Source organism: Marinobacter salinexigens (assembly GCF_008370345.1).
Lineage (GTDB): Bacteria > Pseudomonadota > Gammaproteobacteria > Pseudomonadales > Oleiphilaceae > Marinobacter > Marinobacter salinexigens.
Genome location: NZ_VTUU01000062.1, coordinates 1 through 239, shown reverse-complemented (window position 1 = coordinate 239; position 239 = coordinate 1). Strand labels below are relative to the sequence as shown.

The 239-nt window shown below is 50.6% G+C and carries 1 protein-coding gene; it reads left to right on the top strand.

Translation table 11 applies throughout. The features are described 5' to 3' along the window. Positions 1 to 9 precede the first annotated feature (9 nt). On the top strand, positions 10 to 96 hold the full coding sequence (locus tag FWJ25_RS20680; RefSeq protein ID WP_497755922.1) for a hypothetical protein: 87 nt from the start codon (positions 10 to 12) through the stop codon (positions 94 to 96). The last annotated feature ends 143 nt before the right edge of the window (positions 97 to 239 follow it).

Genomic DNA, 239 nt, shown 5'->3' with positions numbered 1-239 from the left:
CTGTGGCTAGTGACGTGGCACCTKGGCCTGTTCATCGTGCTCACCTTCGGCCAGATTGGATTCAAGGGCAGGACCGAGGACTACTTCGAGAAGTGAAGCGGTTAWGATCCTATGCATCATTCCTGGTGCTGCGTTGCGTGCGTGCGTGCCGCAATCGAACCTTTGCTGTATAGGGTTCCGATTTCGTCGAATGTAATGTATGATGCTACTTTTGAGCTTCAATGTAAAATCTATGTCGC